We start from the raw sequence: 25,686 nt of genomic DNA on the forward strand, positions 1-25,686 counted from the left end.
GAAATGAATCTTGACGATGACCTACTCTCACATGGGGAAACCCCACACTACCATCGGCGATGCATCGTTTCACTGCTGAGTTCGGGATGGGATCAGGTGGTTCCAATGCTCTATGGTCGTCAAGAAATTCTGTTGCCAGAATGTCCAGATGGACAGCCCAGCGAATTCGGATATGCGATATTTGTGATGTTGCGAACTTTCGGTTGTTTCGTCTTCACCACCGCAATCTGCGCTAGCAAATTGCTTGGGTGTTATATGGTCAAGCCTCACGGGCAATTAGTATTGGTTAGCTCAACGCCTCACAGCGCTTACACACCCAACCTATCAACGTCGTAGTCTTCGACGGCCCTTCAGGGGATTCAAGATCCCAGTGAGATCTCATCTTGAGGCAAGTTTCCCGCTTAGATGCTTTCAGCGGTTATCTCTTCCGAACATAGCTACCCGGCAATGCCACTGGCGTGACAACCGGAACACCAGAGGTTCGTCCACTCCGGTCCTCTCGTACTAGGAGCAGCCCCTCTCAAATCTCAAACGTCCACGGCAGATAGGGACCGAACTGTCTCACGACGTTCTAAACCCAGCTCGCGTACCACTTTAAATGGCGAACAGCCATACCCTTGGGACCGGCTTCAGCCCCAGGATGTGATGAGCCGACATCGAGGTGCCAAACACCGCCGTCGATATGAACTCTTGGGCGGTATCAGCCTGTTATCCCCGGAGTACCTTTTATCCGTTGAGCGATGGCCCTTCCATACAGAACCACCGGATCACTAAGACCTACTTTCGTACCTGCTCGACGTGTTTGTCTCGCAGTCAAGCGCGCTTTTGCCTTTATACTCTACGACCGATTTCCGACCGGTCTGAGCGCACCTTCGTACTCCTCCGTTACTCTTTGGGAGGAGACCGCCCCAGTCAAACTACCCACCATACACTGTCCTCGATCCGGATAACGGACCTGAGTTAGAACCTCAAAGTTGCCAGGGTGGTATTTCAAGGATGGCTCCATGAGAACTGGCGTCCCCACTTCAAAGCCTCCCACCTATCCTACACAAGCAAATTCAAAGTCCAGTGCAAAGCTATAGTAAAGGTTCACGGGGTCTTTCCGTCTAGCCGCGGATACACTGCATCTTCACAGCGATTTCAATTTCACTGAGTCTCGGGTGGAGACAGCGCCGCCATCGTTACGCCATTCGTGCAGGTCGGAACTTACCCGACAAGGAATTTCGCTACCTTAGGACCGTTATAGTTACGGCCGCCGTTTACCGGGGCTTCGATCAAGAGCTTCGCTTGCGCTAACCCCATCAATTAACCTTCCGGCACCGGGCAGGCGTCACACCCTATACGTCCACTTTCGTGTTTGCAGAGTGCTGTGTTTTTAATAAACAGTCGCAGCGGCCTGGTATCTTCGACCGGCATGGGCTTACGGAGCAAGTCCTTCACCCTCGCCGGCGCACCTTCTCCCGAAGTTACGGTGCCATTTTGCCTAGTTCCTTCACCCGAGTTCTCTCAAGCGCCTTGGTATTCTCTACCTAACCACCTGTGTCGGTTTGGGGTACGGTTCCCAGTTATCTGAAGCTTAGGAGCTTTTCTTGGAAGCATGGTATCAACCACTTCGTCGCCTAGAGGCAACTCGTCATCAGCTCTCGGCCTTGAAATCCCGGATTTGCCTAAGATTTCAGCCTACCACCTTAAACCTGGACAACCAACGCCAGGCTGGCCTAACCTTCTCCGTCCCTCCATCGCAATAACTGGAAGTACAGGAATATTAACCTGTTTTCCATCGACTACGCTTTTCAGCCTCGCCTTAGGGACCGACTAACCCTGCGTCGATTAACGTTGCGCAGGAAACCTTGGTCTTTCGGCGTGCGAGTTTTTCACTCGCATTGTCGTTACTCATGTCAGCATTCGCACTTCTGATACCTCCAGCAAGCTTCTCAACTCACCTTCACAGGCTTACAGAACGCTCCTCTACCGCGTCATCAAAGATGACACCCGTAGCTTCGGTGCATGGTTTGAGCCCCGTTACATCTTCCGCGCAGGCCGACTCGACTAGTGAGCTATTACGCTTTCTTTAAAGGGTGGCTGCTTCTAAGCCAACCTCCTAGCTGTCTAAGCCTTCCCACATCGTTTCCCACTTAACCATGACTTTGGGACCTTAGCTGACGGTCTGGGTTGTTTCCCTTTTCACGACGGACGTTAGCACCCGCCGTGTGTCTCCCATGCTCGGCACTTCCAGGTATTCGGAGTTTGCATCGGTTTGGTAAGTCGGGATGACCCCCTAGCCGAAACAGTGCTCTACCCCCTGGAGTGATACATGAGGCGCTACCTAAATAGCTTTCGAGGAGAACCAGCTATCTCCGAGCTTGATTAGCCTTTCACTCCGATCCACAGGTCATCCGCTAACTTTTCAACGGTAGTCGGTTCGGTCCTCCAGTCAGTGTTACCTAACCTTCAACCTGCCCATGGATAGATCGCCCGGTTTCGGGTCTATACCCAGCGACTAAACGCCCTATTAAGACTCGCTTTCGCTACGCCTCCCCTATTCGGTTAAGCTCGCCACTGAATATAAGTCGCTGACCCATTATACAAAAGGTACGCAGTCACCTAACAAAGTAGGCTCCCACTGCTTGTACGCATACGGTTTCAGGTTCTATTTCACTCCCCTCTCCGGGGTTCTTTTCGCCTTTCCCTCACGGTACTGGTTCACTATCGGTCAGTCAGTAGTATTTAGCCTTGGAGGATGGTCCCCCCATATTCAGACAAAGTTTCTCGTGCTCCGTCCTACTCGATTTCATTGATAAGAGATTTTCGTGTACGGGGCTATCACCCACTATGGCCGCACTTTCCAGAGCGTTCCACTAATCTCAAATCAACTTAAGGGCTGGTCCCCGTTCGCTCGCCACTACTAAGGGAATCTCGGTTGATTTCTTTTCCTCAGGGTACTTAGATGTTTCAGTTCCCCTGGTTCGCCTCTTGCACCTATGTATTCAGTACAAGATACTCAGCTTGTGCTGAGTGGGTTCCCCCATTCAGAGATCTCTGGATCACAGTCTGTTTGCCGACTCCCCAAAGCTTATCGCAGGCTACCACGTCTTTCATCGCCTCTGACTGCCAAGGCATCCACCGTATGCGCTTCTTCACTTGACCATATAACCCCAAGCAATCTGGTTATACTGTGAAGACGACATTCGCCGAAAATTCGCATGTTGCTCTTTCGAGCAGAACTCACAAATTTTACCTTAGCCTGATTAACCAGCAGTGAAACTGGTCATCAGTCTATATCTATCACATATCCGAATTTTTAAAGAACGATCTGACAAAAGTCAGAAATCAACATTCGATGCGAATGTTCATTTCTGAGTTTGATCAAGTAAAGCAAGTGGTGGAGCCAAGCGGGATCGAACCGCTGACCTCCTGCGTGCAAGGCAGGCGCTCTCCCAGCTGAGCTATGGCCCCAAATATTGGTAGGTCTGGGCAGATTTGAACTGCCGACCTCACCCTTATCAGGGGTGCGCTCTAACCAACTGAGCTACAGACCTATATAGGGTCTTGATCGTCTTCAACCATGAATCAAGCAATTCGTGTGGGAGCTCATCAGCAGGCTGATGTCGTCGATTAAGGAGGTGATCCAGCCGCAGGTTCCCCTACGGCTACCTTGTTACGACTTCACCCCAGTCATGAATCACACCGTGGTAACCGTCCTCCCGAAGGTTAGACTAGCTACTTCTGGTGCAACCCACTCCCATGGTGTGACGGGCGGTGTGTACAAGGCCCGGGAACGTATTCACCGCGACATTCTGATTCGCGATTACTAGCGATTCCGACTTCACGCAGTCGAGTTGCAGACTGCGATCCGGACTACGATCGGTTTTGTGAGATTAGCTCCACCTCGCGGCTTGGCAACCCTCTGTACCGACCATTGTAGCACGTGTGTAGCCCAGGCCGTAAGGGCCATGATGACTTGACGTCATCCCCACCTTCCTCCGGTTTGTCACCGGCAGTCTCCTTAGAGTGCCCACCATAACGTGCTGGTAACTAAGGACAAGGGTTGCGCTCGTTACGGGACTTAACCCAACATCTCACGACACGAGCTGACGACAGCCATGCAGCACCTGTGTCAGAGTTCCCGAAGGCACCAATCCATCTCTGGAAAGTTCTCTGCATGTCAAGGCCTGGTAAGGTTCTTCGCGTTGCTTCGAATTAAACCACATGCTCCACCGCTTGTGCGGGCCCCCGTCAATTCATTTGAGTTTTAACCTTGCGGCCGTACTCCCCAGGCGGTCAACTTAATGCGTTAGCTGCGCCACTAAAATCTCAAGGATTCCAACGGCTAGTTGACATCGTTTACGGCGTGGACTACCAGGGTATCTAATCCTGTTTGCTCCCCACGCTTTCGCACCTCAGTGTCAGTATCAGTCCAGGTGGTCGCCTTCGCCACTGGTGTTCCTTCCTATATCTACGCATTTCACCGCTACACAGGAAATTCCACCACCCTCTACCGTACTCTAGCTCGCCAGTTTTGGATGCAGTTCCCAGGTTGAGCCCGGGGCTTTCACATCCAACTTAACGAACCACCTACGCGCGCTTTACGCCCAGTAATTCCGATTAACGCTTGCACCCTCTGTATTACCGCGGCTGCTGGCACAGAGTTAGCCGGTGCTTATTCTGTCGGTAACGTCAAAACAGCAAGGTATTAACTTACTGCCCTTCCTCCCAACTTAAAGTGCTTTACAATCCGAAGACCTTCTTCACACACGCGGCATGGCTGGATCAGGCTTTCGCCCATTGTCCAATATTCCCCACTGCTGCCTCCCGTAGGAGTCTGGACCGTGTCTCAGTTCCAGTGTGACTGATCATCCTCTCAGACCAGTTACGGATCGTCGCCTTGGTGAGCCATTACCTCACCAACTAGCTAATCCGACCTAGGCTCATCTGATAGCGCAAGGCCCGAAGGTCCCCTGCTTTCTCCCGTAGGACGTATGCGGTATTAGCGTTCCTTTCGAAACGTTGTCCCCCACTACCAGGCAGATTCCTAGGCATTACTCACCCGTCCGCCGCTGAATCAAGGAGCAAGCTCCCGTCATCCGCTCGACTTGCATGTGTTAGGCCTGCCGCCAGCGTTCAATCTGAGCCATGATCAAACTCTTCAGTTCAATACTGCTTGGGTTTTTAAGAAACCCTAAACTTGGCTCAGCAATCTCAAATGACTATGTGATTTCTCGCATGGCCACTTGTGATGCTGATAATCTTTGTGACTATCAGTCCGTACTCACAAGCACCCACACGAATTGCTTGATTCGATTTGTTAAAGAGCGTTTGGTTAAGAGCCTTTCGTCTCAACCGAGGCGCGCATTCTACGCTTTCCTCATTTGCTGTCAAGCGTTTATTTTGAAGTTTTTTGCGAGAAACTCGTTTAGCTTCAAACACTTGACTCGCCGCGATCTCTCGTAGCGGGAGGCGAATCATACAGCGTTTAGAAGCGCTGTCAACCATCATCTCAACCGCTGCCGATCATTTGATCGTAGCCCTTTCAACTTCGCTTCAACTATCTAACTCTTTGAAAATCAAGGAGTTTGTCGTTCCGGCGTCGCTGGAAGTGGGGCGCATTATAAGGGGATTCAGAAGGCGGTCAAGGGTTAATTTCATTTATTTGAAATATCCCAGGCGAAGACCTTATAAAGGCCACCAGATGTTCGCCACAACACCTTCTGCGCCTATGAGATCGAGCGCCGCCCGCGCGGCGCTTCGCAGCACAAGGCTGCTCCTACATCTGTTTCGGGCCAGTCACGCCTGTGCCTGCGCACGCGACCGCCTTGTTTGCCCGACGCGACATCGAGGTGGACGCCAAGGCGGTCGCGTGCCGTTCTCACAGGAATAATTGGCCCGAAACAAACGGTAGGAGCAGCCTTGTGCTGCGAAGCGCCGCGCGGGCGGCGCTCGATCTCACAGGCGCCAGAAAACCCAAGACAGGCACCTCTCAAAGCCAATGCCATCTCAAGACAGGCCCATAGCCGCCCTGACGCACACGACAACAAAAAGCCAAAACACCAAACCCCAAAAACAAAGCGGGGAGGCCTGTCGGCCTCCCCGCTTCTGCTTCATCCCTTACAAACTAGGGAACGCAAACTGCGAAGCCTCATGGCTGGCCCGCTGCGGCCAGCGCTGGGTAATCGCCTTGCGACGGGTATAGAAGCGCACACCGTCCGGACCATAGGCATGCAGGTCACCGAACAGCGAGCGCTTCCAGCCACCAAAGCTGTGGTAGGCCACCGGCACCGGCAGCGGTACGTTCACACCGACCATGCCCACTTCGATCTCGTCGCAGAACAGGCGCGCCGCTTCACCGTCACGGGTGAAGATGCAGGTGCCGTTGCCATACTCATGATCGTTGATCAGTTGCATGGCCTGCTCCAGGCTGTTCACACGCACTACGCACAGCACCGGGCCGAAGATCTCTTCCTTATAGATACGCATCTCCGGGGTCACCTTGTCGAACAGGGTGCCACCGACGAAGTAGCCATCCTCATTACCAGCCACACGGAAGCCACGGCCATCCACCACCAGCTTGGCGCCAGCAGCAACACCGTCATCGATGTAGCCCACTACCTTGTCACGGGCAGCAGCCGTCACCAGCGGCCCCATGTCCAGGCCGCACGAGGTGCCGGCCCCAATCTTCAGTGCCTTGATCTGCGGTTCCAGCTTGGCAATCAGGGCGTCAGCCACCTGGTCACCCACGCATACCGCCACCGAAATGGCCATGCAACGCTCGCCGCACGAACCGTAGGCCGCACCCATCAGTGCGCTCACGGCATTGTCCAGGTCGGCATCCGGCATCAGCACCGCATGGTTCTTTGCACCACCCAGGGCCTGCACACGCTTGCCGCGCTTGGTGCCTTCAGCGTAAATGTACTCGGCGATCGGAGTCGAACCGACGAAGCTCAGGGCCTTCACTTCCGGCGCTTCGATCAGCGCATCCACCGCTTCCTTGTCGCCATGCACCACGTTGAGGATACCCTTCGGAAGGCCGGCTTCCAGCAGCAGCTGGGCGATGAACAGAGTCGAGCTCGGGTCGCGCTCGGAAGGCTTGAGGATGAAGGCGTTGCCGCAGGCGATGGCCAGTGGGTACATCCACAGCGGCACCATGGCCGGAAAGTTGAACGGGGTGATACCGGCAACCACGCCCAGCGGCTGGAAGTCGGACCAGGCATCGATGTTCGGGCCGACGTTGCGGCTGTACTCGCCTTTCAGTACTTCCGGCGCGGCGCAGGCGAACTCGACGTTCTCGATGCCACGCTTCAGTTCGCCGGCAGCATCTTCCAGAGTCTTGCCGTGCTCTTCGCTGATCATCTGCGAGATTCGTGCTTCATTCTGCTCCAGCAGTTGCTTGAAGCGGAACATCACCTGGGCGCGCTTGGCCGGTGGGGTGTTGCGCCAGGCCGGGAAGGCAGCCTTGGCCGAATCGATCGCTTCCTGCACGGTCGCGCGGCTGGCCAACTCGACTTTGCGCACGGCCTGGCCGCTGGACGGGTTGAAGACATCGGCGGTGCGCTCACCCTTGGTAACCAGTTCGCCATGGATCAGGTGCTGAACAATGCTCATGCAAAACTCCAGATAAAGAAGGTTGAGGCAGGCGCGCGATGCGTTCACGCGCCAGGCATCAGAATCGGAAAGATCAGTCGATCAGGTTCAGGGTTTCGCCTACTGCGTCGAACAGGCGATCCAGTTCCTGCGGCGTGGTGTTGAAGGTTGGGCCGAACTGCAGGGTGTCGCCACCGAAGCGTACATAGAAGCCTGCCTTCCACAGTTTCATCGCTGCCTCGTACGGACGCACGATGGCATCACCGTCGCGGGCAGCGATCTGGATCGCGCCGGCCAGGCCGTAGTTGCGGATATCGACGATGTTCTTGGTGCCCTTCACGCCATGCAGCAGCTTCTCGAAGTGCGGCGCTAGCTCGGCGGCGGCCTGCACCAGGTTTTCCTTCTGCAGCAGGTCCAGCGCGGCGATACCGGCGGCGCAGGCTACCGGGTGGGCCGAGTAGGTGTAGCCGTGCGGGAATTCCACGGCGTACTCCGGGGTCGGCTGGTTCATGAAGGTCTGGTAGATCTCGCTGCTGGCGATAACCGCGCCCATCGGGATAGCGCCGTTGGTCACCTGCTTGGCGATGCACATAAGGTCCGGGGTCACGCCGAAGGCTTCGGAGCCAGTCATCGCGCCCATGCGACCGAAGCCGGTAATCACTTCGTCGAAGATCAGCAAGATGTTGTGCTGGGTGCAGATTTCACGCAGGCGCTTCAGGTAACCCTTCGGCGGCGGCAGAACACCAGCCGAACCTGCCAGCGGCTCGACGATCACGGCAGCGATGTTGGAGGCGTCGTGCAGCTCGATCAGCTTGAGCATCTCGTCAGCGAGGGCGATACCACCCTCCTCGGGCATGCCTTTGGAGAAGGCGTTGACCGGCAGCACGGTGTGAGGCAGATGGTCGACATCCAGCAGCTGACCGAACAGCTTGCGGTTACCGTTGACGCCACCGAGGCTGGTGCCGGCGATGTTCACGCCGTGGTAGCCGCGAGCACGGCCGATGATCTTGGTCTTGGTCGCCTGGCCTTTCAGGCGCCAGTAGGCACGCACCATCTTCAGCGCGGTGTCGGCACACTCGGAACCGGAGTTGGTATAGAACACATGGTTCAGGTCGCCCGGGGTAAGTTCGGTGATCTTCTCGGCCAGCTGGAACGACAGCGGGTGGCCGAACTGGAAGGCAGGGGAGTAGTCCAGTGTGCCGATCTGGCGAGCCACCGCTTCGGTGATTTCCTTGCGGGTGTGCCCGGCGCCGCAGGTCCACAAACCGGACAGGGCATCGAAGATCTTGCGCCCCTGGTCGTCGAACAGGTAGCTGCCTTCGGCCGCCACGATCAGGCGTGGGTCGCGCTGGAAGTTGCGGTTGGCGGTGTAGGGCATCCAGTGCGCATCCAGCTTGAGCTGGCTGGCGATACCGGCGGGGGCGGTTTCGGGCATGTTCATCGGCGGTTCCTCGGAAGACGATTAGGCAACGATGGATGTTGTTGCAGCTAAATTGGCACGGCGATAAAGTCTGGAAAAGCCAACATTTCTAATCTTCAGACAGGCCCTGACTAAACTAATGAGCCGACGCCCCGATCCACTCGCCCAAGTCAGCGATTTTGACATCCGCCTGCTGAAGATCTACCGCAGTGTCGTAGAGTGCGGCGGTTTCTCGGCCGCCGAAAACGTGCTGGGCATTGGCCGTTCGGCCATCAGCCAGCAGATGAACGACCTCGAGCAACGCCTCGGCCTGCGCCTGTGCCAGCGCGGCCGCGCCGGGTTCTCACTGACCGAGGAAGGCCGCGAGGTCTACCACTCGGCGCTGCAACTGCTCAGCGCCCTGGAAAGCTTCCGCACCGAGGTCAACGGCCTGCACCAGCATTTGCGTGGGGAGCTGAACATTGGCCTGACCGACAACCTTGTGACGCTGCCGCACATGCGCATTACCCATGCCCTGGCCGAGCTCAAGGACCGCGGCCCCGATGTGCGCATCCAGATCCGCATGATCGCACCCAGCCAGGTCGAGCACGGTGTACTCGATGGCAGCCTGCATGTCGGCGTGGTGCCGCAGACCAGCCCGCTGTCGGGCCTCGAGTACCAGCCGCTGTACAGTGAGCGCTCACTGCTGTACTGCGCAGTCGGCCACCCGCTGTTCTATGCCGATGACCAGCAGATCGACGACGACCGCCTCAACAGCCAGGAAGCCATCACCCCCACCTTCCGCCTGCCGGCCGAAATCCAGGCGCATTACCAGGCACTGAATTGCACGGCCAGTGCTTCGGACCGCGAAGGCATGGCGTTTCTCATCCTTACCGGGCGCTACATCGGCTACCTGCCAGACCACTACGCCACGTTCTGGGTGCAGCAAGGCCGCTTGCGTGCCCTCAAGCCCCGGGAACGCTTCTATGACCTGAGTCTCAGCTGGGTAACGCGCAAGGGCCGGCGGCCGAACCTGGTACTGGAAAGCTTCCTCGAAAGCCTGGCTGCGACACGCTGATGCCAGTCTGTGCCGCAAACGCTTGTCACTTCGGCACAGGCAGGTAATCTTGTCCGACAGCCGCAGCCACTGACCCGTACGGAATCGTCCATGACCCTAGAAGTCCCTGCGCATCGCCTCTCCGCCTCGGGCAAGCCCGCGGGCCGCATCCGCCAGAAGAACGAACAGGCCATTATCCAGGCCGCCGAAGACGAGTTTGCCCGCCATGGTTTCAAGGGCACCAGCATGAACACCATCGCCCTCAAGGCGGGGTTGCCCAAGGCCAATCTGCATTACTACTTCACCAACAAGCTGGGCCTGTACATTGCCGTACTCAGCAACATCATCGAGTTGTGGGACAGCACCTTCAACGCCTTGAGCGTCGACGACGATCCGGGCGAAGCCCTGAGCCAGTACATCCGCACCAAGATGGAGTTCTCCCGGCGCAACCCGCAAGCCTCGCGGATTTTCGCCATGGAAGTGATCAGCGGCGGCACCTGCCTGAGCGAATACTTCAGTGCCGACTACCGCGAATGGTTCCGCGGCCGGGCCGCGGTGTTCCAGGCCTGGATCGAAGCCGGAAAGATGGACCCGGTCGACCCGGTGCACCTGATCTTCCTGCTGTGGGGCAGCACCCAGCACTACGCCGACTTCGCCACCCAGATCTGCCAGGTGACCGGCCGCAGCCGCCTGACCAAGCAGGACATGGAAGACGCGAGCAACAATCTTATCCACATCATTTTGAAGGGCTGCGGCATCAAGCCGGCTGCCTGATCGTCATTTATGCCTTCTACCCTGCTCGACCTCTGCGAGTACCGCGAGGAAATCCGCAAAAGCCGCTTCATCACCCTGGCCGGGCCGATCAGCAGTGCCGCCGACGCGATGAGTTTCATCGAACGCCACAGCGACCTGGCCGCCACCCACAACTGCTGGGCCTGGAAGCTTGGCGCCCAGTACCGCAGCAGCGATGACGGCGAACCTGGCGGTACCGCGGGGCGGCCAATCCTCGCGGCCATCGAGGCGCAGGACTGCGACCAGGTGGTGGTGCTGGTAATCCGCTGGTACGGCGGCATTCAGCTGGGAACTGGCGGCTTGGCCAGGGCCTACGGCGGCGGCGCAAACAAATGCCTGCAACAGGCACCCAAGCGGCTTCTGGTGCAGCGCAGCGAATTCACCTGCAGTTGCAGTTTCAGCGAACTGGCACTGGTGAAGCTGCGCCTGGCAGAGGTTGACGGCCTGGTTCTGGACGAACAATTCACCGCCAATGGCGTGGACCTGCTGATTGCACTCGGCGACACCCATCTGGCGCAAATTCAGCAGCAGTTGGCCGACTTGAGCCGCGGGCGCATTCTGCTCGAAGCACGTTGAACATTGCCCACAACAACTGTGGGCCGGCCTGTGGATAAGCTTGGGGCATTCGCTTGCAGGCAGCATTAATCAAGGGCTACAGAGGCTTGATCATATTTTGATCACCATTTGATGACAGCCGCAAACCGTTGATGCTCCTGAGGTTATCCCCAAGTCCCCAGCCTGCGTACCCCCCGCAAGCCATCTGCGCTTGCACACAATAACTGTGGACCAGCTTGTGGATAACCCGTGCGCCAACAGGCCGAAGGCCACGCCGTACAAGGGCCTGACGCAACTGGTGATTTTTCGTACAGCCCACCACGAGGCGCTCGGCACCACAGTGCATTATCCTCAATATCCTTCTTCGAACCGATCACGGAGCGCATCCAAATGGCTAACGCAAAAACCGCACTCATCATCGGCGCCTCACGCGGGCTGGGCCTGGGCCTGGTGCAACGCCTGCAGGAAGACGGCTGGAACATCACCGCCACCGTGCGCAACCCGCAGCAGCCCGGCGCCTTGGCGAACGTGCCCGGCGTGCGCATCGAACAGCTGGAAATGAACGACACGGCCCAGCTCGATGGCCTCAAGCAACGCCTGCAAGACCAAGTCTTCGACCTGGTGTTCATCAACGCCGGGGTCATGGGGCCTCTGCCGCAAGACCTGGAGACGGTGCAGAACAAGGACATCGGCGACCTGTTCATGACCAACGCCGTGGCGCCAATCCGCGTGGCCCGCCGCCTGGTCGGCCAGGTACGCGAAGGCAGCGGCGTGCTGGCCTTCATGAGCTCGATCCTGGGCAGCGTGACCATCCCCGATGGCGGCGAAATCTGCCTGTACAAGGCCAGCAAGGCGGCCCTGAACTCGATGATCAACAGCTTCGTCGTCGAGCAACAACGCCCCGACCTTTGCGTACTGGCCATGCACCCGGGCTGGGTGAAAACCGACATGGGCGGTGAAAACGCCGAGATCGACGTGCTGACCAGCACCCGCGGCATGCTTGAACAGATCAAGGCGCAAAGCGGCAACGGCGGCCTGCGCTTCATCAACTACAAGGGCGAACCCTTGGTCTGGTGATTCACCAGGTCGCAGCCTGGCCGTGCGCAATGCCCGGCCAGGCTCTGTAGAATGGCGGCAACCGTACCTGATCGAGATGACCCACCATGTATGACTGGTTGAACGCCCTGCCCAAGGCAGAACTGCACCTGCACCTGGAAGGCTCGCTGGAGCCCGAGCTGCTGTTCGCCCTGGCCGAGCGCAACAAGATCGCCCTGCCCTGGGCCGATGTGGAGACCTTGCGCGGTGCCTATGCCTTCAACAACCTGCAGGAGTTCCTCGACCTGTATTACCAAGGCGCCGACGTGCTGCGCACCGAGCAGGACTTCTACGACCTGACCTGGGCCTACCTGCAACGCTGCAAGGCGCAGAACGTGATCCACACCGAACCGTTCTTCGACCCACAGACCCACACCGACCGCGGTATCCCCTTCGAGGTGGTGCTCAACGGCATCAACCAGGCGTTGAAGGACGGTCGCGAGCAACTGGGCATCAGCAGTGGCCTGATCCTCAGCTTCCTGCGCCACCTCAGCGAAGATGAAGCACAGAAAACCCTCGACCAGGCCCTGCCATTCCGCGATGCGTTCATCGCCGTTGGCCTGGACAGCTCGGAAATGGGGCACCCACCGAGCAAGTTCCAGCGAGTGTTCGACCGCGCCCGCAGCGAAGGCCTGGTCGCCGTTGCCCATGCCGGCGAGGAAGGCCCGCCCGAGTACATCTGGGAAGCCCTGGACCTGCTGAAGGTCAAGCGTATCGACCACGGTGTGCGCGCCATCGAGGACGAGCGCCTGATGCAGCGCATCATCGACGAGCAGATCCCGCTCACGGTGTGCCCGCTGTCGAACACCAAGCTGTGCGTGTTCGACCACATGAGCCAACACAACATCCTCGAGATGCTCGAGCGCGGCGTGAAGGTCACGGTCAACTCTGACGACCCGGCCTACTTCGGCGGCTATGTCACCGAAAACTTCCACGCCCTGTACACCCATTTGGGCATGACCGAAGACCAGGCCCGTCGACTGGCCCAGAACAGCCTGGATGCCCGGCTGGCCTGAATGACCTGACGGCGACATATCTGTGGCGCCGTCAACCTACCTGCAACGTCGGCACGCGGGCAATGCGATTGATCTGCTGGATACCCAACGCAGAAATATGCAATGCCCGCGAGTCCTCGGCCTCGCGCATCCAGCCAGATTGCAGGAACAGCCGGAACAAGGCCTGCCCCAGCACGCCGCCCAGGTGCGGCCCCTGGTCGTTCCACTCGGTGCAGCGGCAGATCACGCAGCCACGTTGCTGGTGCGGCGCCAAGGCATCGATGTAGACCCCGACCAAAGCCAGCTGCGTCCGCCCCTCTTCGCTTACCATCAACTGCCGACCACTACCCTCCAGCCAGCCGGCCACCACCAGACGGTGATACAGCTCACCGGCCAGTTCCCCACCCAGGTGATCGCCACAGCGACGCGCCCTGCGTATCGACATGGGCAGCGGTGATACCGGTGCCTTGGCCCGCTCCCCCCTGGCACTCTCCAACTGGACACTGGCCAGGGCCTCCACCGCTGCCCCGACTTGCGGGGTGGCCAGCCGGAAGTAGCGCTTGCGCCCCCGCGCTTCGTGCCGGAGCAAACCGGCCGACGACAACAACGAAAGATGAGCGCAGGCCGATGACGAGGTCAGGCCTGTCATTACCGCGAGCTCGTTGGCCAGCCGCGGCGTACCATCGATCAATGCCCACAACATGGCACTGCGCTTGGGGTCGGCCATCAGGCTGGCAATCTGGCTGATACTGCTGGCTGCGTTCATGTCCCTGTAACTCCCTGCAAGTTCACTGTGTGGATGCGATGGCCACCCTTGGCAGGGAAGCGCCTCTCGCTGGCACTGGCCTGGTTCGCCAGTATAAGCCGCAAAAAACGCCATTCAGGCAGCGCCGCGCAGTGGTGCCACAGGCAAAATACCACTGGGTATGCCTACCCATGGCAAGCAGTGAAGCAGTGCGTGAAAGCTGCCCGGACCGCGTGGGCAAGCAGCCCGGCACACATGGCAGGAGCCCGGGAACGACAGGCGGAAAAAACACCGGATGCAACTTCGGACGCGGCCGACAACCAATTTCCACAAGTAGCGCAAGCCAAAGCGAAGGTTCCACGTGCTTGCGGGCATTGCACCCCAAGCAGGAAAAAACATGTAGAAAACATTCTTGCCGACCGTCAGTCAGGACACTGATGCAGGTCATGGCGGGCAGAAGGTGCAGCGCTACACTTCATCCGCTCTCCCCCTTTGGAGGTATGCCGCGATGAAAATTGTCGTCAGTGCGTCGAGCCGAAACCCCGCTTGCCCCTGGCAGGTCCAGCTCGATCAACACGTGGTCAGTTTCCGCAGCGAGGCCGAGGCGCGTGCCTTCGTCGCCACGCTGGAAACCCGCCTGCATGCACCTCACCCGCTTATGCGGGAGCCTTGGCCGGCAAGCGTCGGGTCAGCAGCGCGACACTGACCACCAGCGCCCCGCACAGGCTGATCACCAGCGCCATCGGTACCGCACTGCCATCATGCAGCAGCCCGACCAGCGCTGCTGCGCCGGCGGCAACGCTGAACTGCAGGCAGCCCATCAGCGCCGAGGCACTGCCGGCCCGCGCCCCCTGCCCGCTCATGGCACAGGCAGAGGCGTTGGGGATGATGCAGCCAAGGCTGGAGATGCAGACGAACAGCGGTACCAGCAGTGGCCACAGCTGTGTTGGCCGCATTGCCGCCACGGCCAGCAACACCAAGCCCGCAGCCAGGTACAGCCACACCGCACGCGCCAACAGAAACGCCGGCCCGCGCTTGGCCAGCAAGCGTGCATTCACCTGCGCCACCAGGATGAAGCCGGCGGCATTGGTGCCGAACAACCAGCCGTAATGCTCGGCCGGCACGCCGTAGAGCTTGATGAACACGAAAGGTGAACCGGCGATGTAGGCAAACATGCCGGCGATGGCGATACCACCGGTCAGGGCATGGCCGACGAACACCCGGTCAGCGAACAGACGCAAGTATTGGCGCATGGCGCCAGACAGCGGTTGCCGCGGTATGTGCTCGGGCAGGCTTTCCGGCAGGCCCAGGCTGACCGCCAGCAGGCAGCCGGCACTGAACAGGCTCAGGGCGAGGAAGATCGATTGCCAGCCGGCCACGTTCACCAGCACCCCGCCCAGCATCGGTGCCAGGATTGGCGCCAGGCCCATGACTAGCATCAGCTGCGAGAACACTTTGGCCGAGGCCACCGGGTCGCACTTGTCACTGACGATGGCCCGCGAAAGCACCATCCCGGCGCAACCGCCCAACGCCTGGACAAACCGCGCCAGCACCAGGGTATCGAGGTTGGGGGCATAGGCACAGGCCAGTGACGCCAGGGTGAACAGGGTCACCCCGAACATCAGCGGCTTGCGTCGGCCAAAGCGGTCAGCCACCGGCCCGTAGGCCAGTTGCCCGATGGACAGGCCAAGGAAGTAGGCGGCCAAAGTGGCCTGGACGTGTTTTTCATCGGTGGCGAACGCCTGCGCCATGGCCGGGAAAGCAGGCAGGTAGAAGTCGATCGCCAAGGGCCCGAACGCACTGAGTGCGCCCAGGATGAGCACCATTCGCAGGTTCATCAGGAATCCATAGCAGGCTAAGCAAGTGCTCGATTCTACCTGCTGCGGGCCCTATCGACATGAAAACATTTGCAACAATACAGGCCCTGGCGCGGCCCCTGTAGGAGCGGCCTTGTGTCGCGATGGGCCGCAAAGCGGCCCCAGCAAGTCATGCATCGATGCCAATATCCTGGGGCCGCCTTGCGGCCCATCGCGACACAAGGCCGCTCAGAGTTCAGCGCATAGCCTGATCAGGCTACGTCGGCCTGATAACCCTCATCGCGAATGGCCGTGAGGATCTGCTCCTGAGCCAACTCGCTCTGCACCCGTACCTGCCTGGCCGCCAGATCGACCTCCACCTTGGCCGCGGCATCCTGTTCCTGCACCGCCCGGGTCACGGCTTTCACGCAATGGCCACAGGTCATGCCTTGTACATTGAACACTTGCATGGGGGTTACCTCCTTCGGGTTTTCCACAAGTCTCAAGCTTGCCATCGGGGCAAGGTCAAGACTTGCCGACACCAGCCGGGGTGGAAATCCGCGCGCGCGTCGGCCAAGCTGCGCCTTTGATGATCAGGCAAGCAGGAGATTCTTCATGTTCAGGGCAGCATTGGGCGTCGTCGGGCTATTGAGCACGCTGGCTGCAGTGCCACCGGCCAGCGCCGAGGGCAACTCGGACTACAGCGTGCTGATCATTACCCGGGAGCGTCTGGAAGTGGCCACCAGTTGCGAAATCGGCATCTACCTCAACGACCAGCTCTCCGGGCGCGTGTTCCAGGAGCAGTCCACCTCGTTCAACCTGCCGCCCGGCCCGGTGGACGTGCGCCTGCGCCTGCTGCCCGGGCAAATGCCCGGCTGCGCCCCGGGTGTCGAGGACCAACGCAGCACACGACTGGACCTGCAGGCGGGCCAGATCAACAAATACCGCATCGCCATGGGGCAATATGGGCTGGAGTTGAAGCGAGCCGGCCTGGGCTATTGACCTTACCTGCGTGGCAAGGTTGATGCTGGAGGCCTGTCCAAGGAGGAGAGCCATGCCCGCATCCACCACATACGACCTGCCGATCTCCGGCATGACCTGCGCCAGTTGTGCCGGCCGGGTCGAACGCGCCCTGCGCAAGGTCACCGGCACTGAACAGGTCAGCGTCAACCTCGCCACCGAACAGGCCCGGGTCCAGGCCCCGGCCAACAGTCTGCCCGCGCTGGTCGAGGCCATACGCGAAGCCGGCTATGGCGTGCCCACCCGCACCGTCGAACTGCAGATTGGCGGCATGACCTGCGCCAGTTGCGTCGGCCGCGTAGAGCGCGCTCTCGGCAAGCTGCCGGGTGTTGAACGGGTCAGCGTCAACCTGGCCAGCGAACGCGCTCACCTCGAAGTGCTCGCGGCCCTCGACGACAACCTGCTGATCGACGCCGTGCAAAAGGCCGGCTACAGCGCCAGCCTGCCGCAAACCGCCAAGGACGACCAGCACGCTGCCCAGCACCGCCTGCGTAACGAACGCCTGGCGGTCGGCGCAGCGTTGCTGCTCGCCCTGCCGCTGGTGGTACCAATGGTGGTGCAGCCGTTTGGCGTGCACTGGATGTTGCCAGCGTGGGTGCAGTTCCTGCTGGCCACACCGGTGCAGTTCATTCTCGGCGCGCGGTTCTACGTGGCCGCCTGGAAAGCCGTGCGCGCCGGGACTGGCAACATGGACCTGCTGGTAGCCCTGGGCACCAGCGCCGGCTACGGCCTGAGCCTGTACCAGTGGGCGCAAGCCCCCGCCGGCATGGCCCCTCACCTGTACTTCGAAGCTTCGGCCGTGGTGATTGCCCTGGTGCTGCTGGGCAAGTACCTGGAAAGCCGTGCCAAGCGCCAGACTGCCAGCGCCATCCGTGCCCTCGAAGCCCTTCGCCCGGAACGGGCCGTGCGCCTGGTCGATGGCCAGGAAGAGGACGTGGCCATTGCACAACTGCGCCTCGGCGACCTGGTACTGGTCAAACCCGGCGAGCGCTTCCCGGTCGATGGCGTGGTGGAAGACGGCAGCAGCCATGCCGATGAAGCCTTGATCAGCGGCGAGAGCCTGCCGGTGCCCAAGCAGCCAGGGGACAGGGTCACCGGTGGCGCCATCAACGGCGAAGGCCGGCTGCTGGTACGCACCCAGGCACTGGGTACCGAAACCGTGCTGGCACGCATCATCCGCCTGGTGGAAGACGCCCAGGCGGCCAAGGCACCGATCCAGAAGCTGGTCGACCGGGTCAGCCAGGTATTCGTCCCGGCCGTGCTGGTACTGGCGCTGATCACCCTGGTCGGTTGGTGGTTGGCTGGCGCGCCACTGGAAACCGCGCTGATCAATGCCGTCGCGGTACTGGTCATCGCCTGCCCCTGCGCCCTCGGCCTGGCCACACCCGCCGCGATCATGGCCGGCACCGGGGTCGCCGCCCGCCATGGCATCCTGATCAAGGACGCCGAAGCCCTGGAGCGCGCCCATGCGGTCAACCGTGTGGTGTTCGACAAGACCGGCACCCTCACCTCCGGCAGCCCGCGCGTTGTCCACAGCCAGGCGCAGGTGGGCAGCAGCGCCGACCTGCACCGCCTGGCCGGTGCCCTGCAGCGCGGCAGCGAACACCCGCTGGCCAAGGCGGTACTGGATGCCTGTGCCGAACAGGGCCTGGACGTGCCTGGCGTTGCTGACAGCCAGTCGCTGACCGGGCGTGGTATTGCCGGGCGTGTGGAAGGCCGCGAGTTGGCCCTGGGCAACCGCCGCCTGCTCGATGAAAGCGCCCTGCCACCCGGCGACCTGGCCGCCAAGGCCCAGGCCTGGGAAGCCGAGGGGCGCACCCTGTCATGGCTTATCGAACGCGGCGCGCAGCCGCGTGTGCTGGGCCTGTTCGCCTTTGGTGACAGCCTCAAGCCCGGCGCCGCGCAGGCGATCGATACCCTGCACGCGCAACACATCAGCAGCCACCTGCTGACCGGCGACAACCGCGGCAGCGCCAAAGTGGTGGCCGATGCCCTGGGCATCGACGACGTGCATGCCGAAGTGCTGCCGGCCGACAAGGCCGCGACCGTGACTGCACTCAAGCAGGATGGCGTGGTCGCCATGGTCGGGGATGGCATCAATGATGCGCCGGCGCTGGCCGCCGCCGATATCGGCATTGCCATGGGCGGCGGTACCGATGTGGCCATGCAGGCCGCCGGCATCACCCTGATGCGCGGCGACCCACGCCTGGTACCGGCCGCCCTGGAGATCAGCCGCAAGACCTATGCGAAGATCCGCCAGAACCTGTTCTGGGCGTTCATCTATAACCTGATCGGCATCCCGCTGGCCGCGCTGGGTTACCTCAACCCGGTACTGGCCGGCGCCGCCATGGCCCTGTCCAGCGTCAGCGTGGTGAGCAACGCGCTGTGGCTCAAGGCGTGGAAACCCACCAGCAACACCCAGGAGGCCCCATGAACATAGGCCAGGCCGCCCGCCGCAGCGGGCTCAGCACCAAGATGATCCGTTACTACGAGTCCATCGGCCTGCTCAAACCCGCCACGCGCAGTGACAGCGGCTACCGCCTTTACCAGGCGGAAGACTTGCACAGCCTGGCCTTCATCAAGCGCTCCCGCGACCTGGGCTTTTCCCTCGAGGAGGTCGGCAAGCTGTTGACCTTGTGGCAGGACCGCCAGCGTGCCAGCGCCGATGTGAAAGCGCTGGCCATGCAACACATCGATGAGCTGAACCGGCGCATTGAAGAGCTGGTGAGCCTGCGCGACACCCTTGGCGAACTGGTATCGCACTGCCAGGGAGACGAGCGCCCGGACTGCCCGATCCTCAAGGATCTGGCCAATGGCTCTGCTAATGGCTGCTGTCACTGAGCCACCCGCAACGTTTGGTATGCCATATACGTCCAAACACGACCGAATAGTCACCAACTGCGACTTTATCCAATAAATACGGGCGTTTTCCTACATTAAACCCGGATGCTGCCGATGCAATTGTTACCTGCCTCGTGTGTCGAAAATAACAAATCCGGGAGCGTCGATGAGCATCAAACAGAAACTGACCTGGGCATTCGCGGTCATCGCCGGCTTGCCCATAATCCTTGTGGCCACCTTGGTGGTCCTCAACCTGCGTGGCGAAGCCCGCGACGGATTCCTCGATGGCAGCAGCCGGGAAATCCGCCAGGTCAGCAACGCGATGAACATCTTCTTCCAGGGCATCAACCAGAATGTCGAGTACCTGGCTGCGCAGCCGATGGTCGCCGCCACGGGTAGCGAACTGAACAAGTACATGAGCGCAACCCCGTCCAACGAATTGGGCGACCAGGCCAACAAGCTGCTGGAGTTCATGACCCGCCTGGCCACCACGCATCCCAGCTATGCGTACCTGTCCTACGGGGTGAATGACGGTGGCTATGTCGGCTGGCCGGCCGGGCAGAAGTTCGTCAATTACGACCCGCGCACCCGCCCCTGGTACCAATTGGCAATGGCCAACCCTGGCAAGACCTTGCGTACCGGCGCCTACTACTGGGCTGCCGACGACGCCGTGCTGGTCAGCACCGTGCGCACCGTCGCCAACCAACTGGGCAACCCTGGTGGCGTGGTCAACGTCGACGTCTCGCTCAAAGGCCTTACCGAGATCGTCCAGCAGATCAAGCTGGGCGAAAGCGGCTACGTGCTACTGGTGGAAAACAACGGCAACGTACTGGTCGACCCTCGTGACGCCAAGCATAACTTCAAGCAACTGGCGAGCTTTGGCGACGGGTACGCCGAGCTGGCCAAGCACGGCAAGGGGCTGGCCGAAGTGGAACTGAATGGCGTGCGCTACATGGCCAACATCTACCCGGACGAACAGCTGGGCTGGACCCTGATCGGCCTGATCGAACAAAGCGAAGTGATGCAGACCACCACCCGCCTGACTTGGCTGATCGGCGTGGTGGCCCTGGTACTGGCCGCGCTGTTCGCCGTGGTCGGTGCCACCTTCGCCAAGCTGATCGTACGCCCGATCAACAGCGTCACCAGCGGCCTGGAAGATATCGCCCAGGGCGAGGGCGACCTGACCCGCAACCTGGAGATCCGTGGCCGCGACGAAACAGCGCAACTGGCCAGCTGGTTCAACCAGTTCCTCGGTGCCATTCGCAGCCTGATCCAGCACATCGGGGCTGCCGCCAGCAAGATACTCAGCACCTCCAGCAGCTCGACCCGCGTTTCCAGCGACATGGCCGAAGCCGCAGGCCGCCAGCGCGAAGCGGTGGACATGGTCTCTACCGCCTTCCACGAAATGGTCGCCACCGCCAACGAAGTGGCACGTTCCTGCAGCCAGGCGGCACAGTCGGCCGACAGCGGCCAGCAGCAGGCCCGCGAAGGCCAGCAGCAAATCGATGCCGCGGTACATAGCGTTGACCGCCTGAGCCAGGAGATAGAACAGTCGGCGCAGTCGATCCAGCAGCTGGAGCGTGACAGCAACGCCATCCAGTCGATCCTCGGCACCATCCGCTCGATTGCCGAGCAAACCAACCTGCTGGCACTCAACGCCGCCATCGAAGCGGCCCGTGCCGGCGAGCAGGGCCGTGGCTTTGCCGTGGTTGCCGACGAGGTGCGGGCGCTGGCCAAGCGCACTGCCGACTCCACCGCAGAGATCGACGGCCTGCTGGGCAACCTGGCCAGCCGCACTGCCGAAGTGGCCGCACAGATGCACGCCAGCCTGGAGGTTTCGCAGCAGTCGGTGAGCCGCATCGGCCTGGCCCGTGACAGCTTCGGGCAGATCCGCGAGTCGGTGGATGTGATCCGCGACATGAACACCCAGATTGCCACGGCGGCCGAAGAGCAGCACCAGGTGGCCGAAGACATCAACCGGCACATCAGCCAGATTCATGGCGATGCGCAGCTGGTGGCCGAACTGGCCCAAGCGGCGCGGATGGATTCGGAGAGCCTGGCCGGGTTGTCCAATGAGCTGGATGCACTGGTGCGCAGGTTCCGTACCTGATGTTTTGCCTGCCCCGGCCTTATCGCCGGCAAGCCGGCTCCCACAGGTACTGCACAGGCCCTGAGTGCAGTGGGATCCTGTGGGAGCTGGCTTGCCGGCGATAAGGCCGGTGCAGGCAAACAATGCCTGATTGCCTAAAGCTTCAATTCCCCCGGCGTCGCGCCGAACAATTGCTTGAACGCCGCAATGTAAGCCGAGGTGGAGTCATACCCACACCCCAACGCCGCCTCGGTCACACTCTCCCCGGCCTCCAGCAGCGCCAGCGACGACAACAGCCGCATACGCTGCCGCCAGTTGCGAAAACTCAAGCCCGTCTCTCGCTGGAACAGCCGCATCAGCGTCTTCTCCGAGCACCCCAGCTCTCGCGCCCACTGCTGCAAGGTCTGCGACTGGTCCGGTGCAGCGATCAGCCCATTGCACAGCGCCAGCAACCCCGGGTGCCGTGGCAGTGGCAGCGAAAAACCGACCTCGGGCAGCATGCGCAACTGGTCGAGCAGCACCACCACCAGCCGCGCCTCGGCGCTGTCACCCTCCGGGTAGTCTGCCGGGAACAGGCAGAACTGCTTGATCAGTTCGCGCGCCAGCGGGGTCACTTCCAGTACCCGGCATTGCTCCGGTGCCCACGGGCAGGCATCCCGGCGCACGTAAAGGCTGCGCATTTCGGCCTGCATCGAGGTGACCACCTCGTGTTCGAAATCGGCTGGGATCCATACGCCCCACTGGGGTGGGGCGAAGTAGCTGCCTTCCTGTGTATACACCCCGAGGACGCCGCTGATGGCATAGGAAAACTGCACCCAGTCGTGCTGGTGGCGGGTGGTCCAGGAGCCGGCGCCGAGGCTTTCGGCACGGGCATAGAGTGGCCTGGGCAGGTAGTCCAGCGCCGGAATGGGGCGGGGGTGTCCGATGATGGGCATGGTGGTTTCTTGTAGTTCTGACCAGACAAGCCTAACAGCTCAGCGCTCGACGATGACGGTCACCCCCTGCCCACCCGCAGCGCAGATCGATATCAACCCCCGCCCCTTCCCCGACCTCGCCAGCAGCTTGGCCAGGTTGGCCAATATCCGCCCCCCGGTCGCGGCAAACGGGTGCCCGGCCGCCAGCGAACTGCCCTTGACGTTGAGCTTGCTGCGGTCAATCGCCCCGAGCGGCGCATCCAGCCCCAGCCGTTCGCGGCAATAATCGGCATCTTCCCAGGCCTTGAGCGTGCACAGCACCTGGGCAGCAAAGGCTTCGTGAATCTCGTAATAGTCAAAGTCCTGCAGCGTCAGGCCATTGCGCGCCAACAGCCGCGGCACCGCATACACCGGCGCCATCAACAGCCCTTCGCGACCAGTAACGAAATCCACCGCAGCGGTTTCACCATCGACCAGATAGGCCAGCACCGACAGCCCCTGCTGCTCGGCCCATTCCTCGCTGCCCAGCAACACCAGCGAAGCACCATCGGTCAGCGGTGTGGAGTTGCCCGCCGTCAGCGTGCCCTGCCCGCTGCGGTCGAAGGCTGGCTTGAGCTTGGCCAATTGTTCCAGCGTCAGGTCGGGGCGCAGGTTGTTATCACGGGTCAACGACAGAAACGGCGTCAGCAAGTCATCCTGCCAACCTTCGGCGTACGCGGCAGCCAGCGCCTGGTGGCTGAGCAGCGCCAGCTCGTCCTGTTCGGCACGGCCAATGCGCCAGGCCTGGGCCATGCGTTCGCAATGCTCGCCCATCGACAACCCGGTGCGCGGCTCGCCGTTGCGCGGCAATTCGGGTTTCAGGTGGTGAGGGCGCAGCTTGAGGAATGGCTTGAGCCGCTCGCCCAGGCTTTTGCCACGGTTGGCCTGCAGCAAGATGTGGCGCAGGCCTTCGTTTACCGCAATCGGCGCATCGGAGGTGGTGTCCACGCCGCCGGCAATCCCGCAGTCGATCTGCCCCAGGGCAATCTTGTTGGCCACCAGCAGCGCTGCCTCCAGCCCGGTGCCGCAGGCTTGCTGGATGTCGTAGGCCGGCGTCTGCGGCGACAGCCGCGAGCCCAGCACGCACTCCCGGGTCAGGTTCATGTCACGCGAGTGCTTGAGCACCGCACCGGCCACCACTTCCCCCATGCGCAACCCATGCAGGCGGTAGCGTTCGATCAGCCCTTCGAGGGCGACGGTTAGCATCGCCTGGTTGCTGGCCGTGGCGTAGGCGCCATTGGAACGGGCGAAGGGAATTCGGTTGCCGCCCAGGATCGCGACCCGGCGAAGTGAACGCATGCGCTTGTTCCTCCTGAAACAATTTGATCCGTACAGCCTAGGTGTTTTTACCGCATTCGAACGACCTTGCCACAAAGTTGGTCCACACTTTCAAGCTTGCCTTCCGGGAGACCCACTCATGAGCGATCGCTACCTCGGCTTTGCCAACTCCAACCTCGGCCGCCGCCTTGTGGATGCCCTTGGCCTGCCACGTCCAGCGCCGCTGGAGCGTTGGCAGGCAGGCCGCCTGCGCCCGGTCGAAGGTGCCCTGGTACTGGGTGGCGGGCCACTGGCGAGCCAGGTCGAAGCCATTGCCCCGCGCCTGACCGACACGCTTTACAGCTTCAATACCGACAACCTCCAGGCCGAGGCATGGGTGGCTGGCCTGGGGCCGAAGATCAAGGCCGTGGTATTCGATGCCAGTGACCTGTCCGACAGCGACGCGTTGAAGCAGTTGCGCGAATTTTTCCAGCCACTGCTGCGCAGCCTGGCATCGTGCGCCCATGTGGTGCTGCTGGGCCGCGCGCCAGAAAGCCTCGACGACCCGTTGGCCAGCATTGCCCAACGAGCCCTGGAAGGCTTCAGCCGCTCGCTGGCCAAGGAACTGCGCAACGGTGCGACCGCGCAGTTGCTGTATGTCGGCCCAGGCGCGGAGGGTCAGCTGGAAGGCGCCCTGCGCTTCTTCCTCTCGCCCAAAAGCGCTTTTATCTCTGGCCAGGTGCTGCGCCTGCATGCCTGCGCCAGCCAGGTCAAGGACTGGACCCGGCCGCTGGCTGGGCGCCGCGCCCTGGTGACCGGTGCCGCGCGGGGCATCGGTGCCGCCATTGCCGAAACCCTGGCCCGGGACGGTGCCGACGTACTGCTGCTGGATGTGCCCCAAGCCAGCCAGGATCTCGACGCCCTGGCCGCGCGCCTGGGCGGCAAGGCGCTGCCCCTGGACATCTGCGCCGGCGACGCGGCAACGCAACTGCTTGCGGCCCTGCCCGACGGCGTCGACATCGTGGTGCACAATGCCGGTATCACACGCGACAAGACCCTGGCCAACATGACCCCGGAATACTGGGACGCGGTGCTGGCGGTAAACCTCAAGGCACCGCAGGTGCTGACACAGGCGCTGTACGACAACGGCGCCCTGGGTGAAAACGCGCGCATCACCCTGCTGGCCTCGGTCAGCGGTATCGCCGGCAACCGCGGGCAGGCCAACTATGCCGCGAGCAAGGCCGGGCTGATCGGCTTGGCCCAGGCGTGGGCGCCCCGGCTCGCCGAGCGCGGCGGCAGCATCAATGCCGTGGCACCCGGTTTCATCGAAACCCACATGACCGCCGCCATGCCCATGGGCCTGCGCGAGGCCGGGCGACGCTTGAGTTCGCTTGGCCAGGGCGGCCGCCCGCAGGATGTCGCCGAAGCCATCGCCTGGCTCAGCCAGCCGGGCTCCGGTGCAGTCAACGGCCAGGTGCTGCGGGTATGCGGCCAAGCCTTGATGGGGGCCTGAA

The 25,686-nt window shown here is 61.2% G+C and carries 18 protein-coding genes, 2 tRNA genes, 3 rRNA genes and 1 pseudogene; 12 read left to right on the forward strand and 12 right to left on the reverse strand.

Translation table 11 applies throughout. The annotated features are described in order from the left end of the window. Nucleotides 1-8 precede the first annotated feature (8 nt). The 7 genes from rrf to aptA form a co-directional block, all read right to left on the reverse strand. Nucleotides 9-124 (reverse strand): 5S ribosomal RNA (rrf, locus tag IMX18_RS21285). 131 nt (nucleotides 125-255) lie between these two features. Then, nucleotides 256-3,147 (reverse strand): 23S ribosomal RNA (locus IMX18_RS21290). Nucleotides 3,148-3,380: 233 nt separating this feature from the next. Then, nucleotides 3,381-3,456: transfer RNA gene (locus IMX18_RS21295), tRNA-Ala, on the reverse strand. Nucleotides 3,457-3,462: 6 nt separating this feature from the next. Beyond that, nucleotides 3,463-3,539: transfer RNA gene (locus IMX18_RS21300), tRNA-Ile, on the reverse strand. Nucleotides 3,540-3,616: 77 nt separating this feature from the next. After that, nucleotides 3,617-5,153: ribosomal RNA gene (locus tag IMX18_RS21305) — 16S ribosomal RNA — on the reverse strand. The 16S, 23S and 5S rRNA genes sit together here with 2 tRNA genes alongside, the layout of an rRNA operon. A 952-nt stretch (nucleotides 5,154-6,105) precedes the next feature. After that, on the reverse strand, nucleotides 6,106-7,599 hold the full coding sequence (locus IMX18_RS21310) for a CoA-acylating methylmalonate-semialdehyde dehydrogenase (RefSeq protein ID WP_217190784.1): 1,494 nt from the start codon (nucleotides 7,597-7,599) through the stop codon (nucleotides 6,106-6,108). Between the two features lie 73 nt (nucleotides 7,600-7,672). Next, nucleotides 7,673-9,019 carry an omega-aminotransferase AptA gene (gene aptA, locus IMX18_RS21315; RefSeq protein WP_054572853.1) on the reverse strand — a complete coding sequence of 449 codons (1,347 nt, stop codon included), beginning with the start codon at nucleotides 9,017-9,019 and terminating at the stop codon, nucleotides 7,673-7,675. Between the two features lie 118 nt (nucleotides 9,020-9,137). Between aptA and IMX18_RS21320 the strand changes: the two genes are divergently transcribed. The 5 genes from IMX18_RS21320 (at nucleotide 9,138) to IMX18_RS21340 (ending at nucleotide 13,492) form a co-directional block, all read left to right on the forward strand. Then, nucleotides 9,138-10,055 carry a LysR family transcriptional regulator gene (locus IMX18_RS21320; RefSeq protein WP_013970743.1) on the forward strand — a complete coding sequence of 306 codons (918 nt, stop codon included), beginning with the start codon at nucleotides 9,138-9,140 and terminating at the stop codon, nucleotides 10,053-10,055. Nucleotides 10,056-10,145: 90 nt separating this feature from the next. Further along, entirely contained in the window at nucleotides 10,146-10,808 is a 663-nt protein-coding gene (locus IMX18_RS21325) for a TetR/AcrR family transcriptional regulator (protein ID WP_003257076.1), read from the forward strand. Between the two features lie 9 nt (nucleotides 10,809-10,817). After that, nucleotides 10,818-11,402 carry an IMPACT family protein gene (locus IMX18_RS21330; RefSeq protein WP_015268839.1) on the forward strand — a complete coding sequence of 195 codons (585 nt, stop codon included), beginning with the start codon at nucleotides 10,818-10,820 and terminating at the stop codon, nucleotides 11,400-11,402. A 369-nt stretch (nucleotides 11,403-11,771) separates the two neighbouring features. After that, nucleotides 11,772-12,458 (forward strand): SDR family oxidoreductase, encoded by a 687-nt coding sequence (locus IMX18_RS21335; protein ID WP_191471993.1) that lies wholly within the window; start codon nucleotides 11,772-11,774, stop codon nucleotides 12,456-12,458. 86 nt (nucleotides 12,459-12,544) lie between these two features. Next, entirely contained in the window at nucleotides 12,545-13,492 is a 948-nt protein-coding gene (locus IMX18_RS21340; protein ID WP_013970740.1) for an adenosine deaminase, read from the forward strand. Nucleotides 13,493-13,523: 31 nt separating this feature from the next. Here the strand turns inward: IMX18_RS21340 and IMX18_RS21345 are convergent, their stop codons facing one another. Beyond that, entirely contained in the window at nucleotides 13,524-14,237 is a 714-nt protein-coding gene (locus tag IMX18_RS21345) for an ArsR/SmtB family transcription factor (RefSeq protein WP_013970739.1), read from the reverse strand. A gap of 487 nt (nucleotides 14,238-14,724) precedes the next feature. Here IMX18_RS21345 and IMX18_RS28120 point away from each other — a divergent pair, with 487 nt between their 5' ends. Beyond that, a complete protein-coding gene (locus IMX18_RS28120; RefSeq protein WP_015268837.1) occupies nucleotides 14,725-14,922 on the forward strand; it encodes a hypothetical protein in 198 nt (65 codons plus the stop codon). On the opposite strand, the gene IMX18_RS21350 is transcribed toward IMX18_RS28120, so the two are convergent. Beyond that, a complete protein-coding gene (locus IMX18_RS21350) occupies nucleotides 14,873-16,054 on the reverse strand; it encodes a multidrug effflux MFS transporter (protein WP_015268836.1) in 1,182 nt (393 codons plus the stop codon). The genes IMX18_RS28120 and IMX18_RS21350 overlap by 50 nt on opposite strands. Before the next feature lie 230 nt (nucleotides 16,055-16,284). Then, on the reverse strand, nucleotides 16,285-16,482 hold the full coding sequence (locus IMX18_RS21355; RefSeq protein WP_015268835.1) for a heavy-metal-associated domain-containing protein: 198 nt from the start codon (nucleotides 16,480-16,482) through the stop codon (nucleotides 16,285-16,287). Nucleotides 16,483-16,627: 145 nt separating this feature from the next. Here IMX18_RS21355 and IMX18_RS21360 point away from each other — a divergent pair, with 145 nt between their 5' ends. From IMX18_RS21360 to IMX18_RS28580, 5 genes and pseudogenes are all read left to right on the forward strand, one after another. After that, nucleotides 16,628-17,014 (forward strand): hypothetical protein, encoded by a 387-nt coding sequence (locus IMX18_RS21360; RefSeq protein WP_217190786.1) that lies wholly within the window; start codon nucleotides 16,628-16,630, stop codon nucleotides 17,012-17,014. Nucleotides 17,015-17,066: 52 nt separating this feature from the next. Then, entirely contained in the window at nucleotides 17,067-19,466 is a 2,400-nt protein-coding gene (locus IMX18_RS21365) for a heavy metal translocating P-type ATPase (RefSeq protein ID WP_054572851.1), read from the forward strand. Then, the gene (cueR, locus tag IMX18_RS21370; protein ID WP_061303951.1) at nucleotides 19,463-19,873 is read left to right on the forward strand and encodes a Cu(I)-responsive transcriptional regulator; all 411 of its coding nucleotides are present in this window, start codon (nucleotides 19,463-19,465) and stop codon (nucleotides 19,871-19,873) included. Before IMX18_RS21365 ends, cueR begins: the two co-directional genes overlap by 4 nt. Before the next feature lie 322 nt (nucleotides 19,874-20,195). After that, nucleotides 20,196-21,077: pseudogene (locus IMX18_RS28575) on the forward strand (cache domain-containing protein); the annotation flags it as partial. A 201-nt stretch (nucleotides 21,078-21,278) separates the two neighbouring features. After that, nucleotides 21,279-21,983, forward strand: coding sequence for a methyl-accepting chemotaxis protein (locus IMX18_RS28580; RefSeq protein WP_397427827.1), 705 nt, complete (start codon nucleotides 21,279-21,281; stop codon nucleotides 21,981-21,983). A 134-nt stretch (nucleotides 21,984-22,117) separates the two neighbouring features. On the opposite strand, the gene IMX18_RS21380 is transcribed toward IMX18_RS28580, so the two are convergent. Continuing rightward, nucleotides 22,118-22,897: an AraC family transcriptional regulator gene (locus IMX18_RS21380; RefSeq protein ID WP_054572849.1), complete on the reverse strand. Its 780-nt coding sequence runs from the start codon at nucleotides 22,895-22,897 to the stop codon at nucleotides 22,118-22,120. Nucleotides 22,898-22,936: 39 nt separating this feature from the next. Further along, the gene (locus IMX18_RS21385) at nucleotides 22,937-24,214 is read right to left on the reverse strand and encodes an acetyl-CoA C-acetyltransferase (RefSeq protein ID WP_015268829.1); all 1,278 of its coding nucleotides are present in this window, start codon (nucleotides 24,212-24,214) and stop codon (nucleotides 22,937-22,939) included. A gap of 118 nt (nucleotides 24,215-24,332) precedes the next feature. Here IMX18_RS21385 and IMX18_RS21390 point away from each other — a divergent pair, with 118 nt between their 5' ends. Then, complete coding sequence (locus tag IMX18_RS21390; RefSeq protein ID WP_217190788.1) at nucleotides 24,333-25,685, forward strand: 3-oxoacyl-ACP reductase; 1,353 nt, start codon at nucleotides 24,333-24,335, stop codon at nucleotides 25,683-25,685. The last annotated feature ends 1 nt before the right edge of the window (nucleotide 25,686 follow it).

Origin of the sequence: Pseudomonas shirazica (assembly GCF_015168335.1) — a bacterium.
GTDB lineage: Bacteria > Pseudomonadota > Gammaproteobacteria > Pseudomonadales > Pseudomonadaceae > Aquipseudomonas > Aquipseudomonas asiatica.